1 protein-coding gene is annotated in these 1304 nt (G+C 50.0%); it reads right to left on the reverse strand.

The window, feature by feature from the left end:
* Positions 1 to 10 precede the first annotated feature (10 nt).
* The coding region (locus tag A3750_RS21560; protein ID WP_068548802.1) for a sodium:proline symporter at positions 11 to 1304 on the reverse strand (1294 nt) is incomplete at its 5' end.

Consider the following 1304-nt stretch of genomic DNA (forward strand, 5'->3'; position numbering starts at 1 on the left):
ATGTGCATGCTTAATCTAGACCTGAGTAGGGTAAGGCTTGCTCTGTCGGTCTAGACAGTAGTGCGCCCAAAGCAAATGTCGCGCATCCGCTCAGCAGCACTGACAGTGAGATCCATAGCAGCTTTGTATACTTATGGGTCTCGCCAAGCAGCGCGGTGTGGCCGGAAGATTCGAGGAAGTAGAGCAGCGCGCCGCTAAATGCGAATACAAATGCCGCCAAGTAAGACCACACCGGAATGTTTCGAAAATTTCCCCAAAGTGAAAAGAAAATCACTGGCGCAAGGTACATAGACGCTGTACCGCTAACGGCGACCGCGCTGAACAAATCTTTGTTGCCGATAAAGACCATGAGTAAACCAAGCAACATGAAGCCGAGCATGATCAGGCGACCATTTCGTACTGTAGCTGCGGTGGCCTTCATATCAATGGCGACCAGCTTTGCAGAACTGGAAAGTGTACTGTCGAGTGTTGACATGGCAGAGATGATAAGCGCGATATTAAACAAGAGCATCGGTAGCGCGCCAAGCAAGCGCTCCAGCGCTGCGTTCATGGACTCACCATCTATTGCATTTGCACCAGCGACAACGCCGAGTATACCGAACGCGATGATGCAAATGATGCTGATCCAAGCGGCTTGTAAAAAGCTGCGGCGGGTTGTATTTCTGTCGGCGAGGAATCCGCGGTCCATCATGACTGGGTCATGCATTGGGTAGCTCCAGACCTGAAGTAAGGCAACTATAAGCAAAATAGGACCAGGCTCGCTGATGTCGAATGCGACAAATCCTAGAGACTCGATCGTAAACAGACCTTGTGATGCGGTATTTAATAACAGGACAAGCAAGACGCCAATAAACAAAACCATTTGCATCACATCTGTGCGCAGCGATGCGTGCAAGCCACCCATCATCGAATAGCCTAGAGCGATCAGAGCAAAAGCGAGTACTGCGATCGTATAGCTGCCGCTGCCCGCGGCACCGAACAATATGCCGATGACCAAAATGTTGGCGAACACTTCGCTGATCAGTCTTAAACCAATCACGAAGTTGAAGCAGCTTGTACCCACCGTCCCGAAGCGAGCAAATAGAAACTGCTGAACGCTATTGAAGCCATGTTTAAACCGCAGTGAGTCAATAATTGCTGCGCCGGTTAAAAATGACAAGTAATACGCCGCATAGGCTAGGGTTCCCCAAACTCCATAGTAGTAACCCAGAATGGCGGCATTGAGCAAAGATCGAGCAAAGATCCAGGTGGTTACTTGGCTAAGCACTAAGGTGAAGAGTGTTGGGCTTTTGCCAGAGGGAGAG

The sequence above is a fragment of the Oleiphilus sp. HI0079 genome (assembly GCF_001635105.1).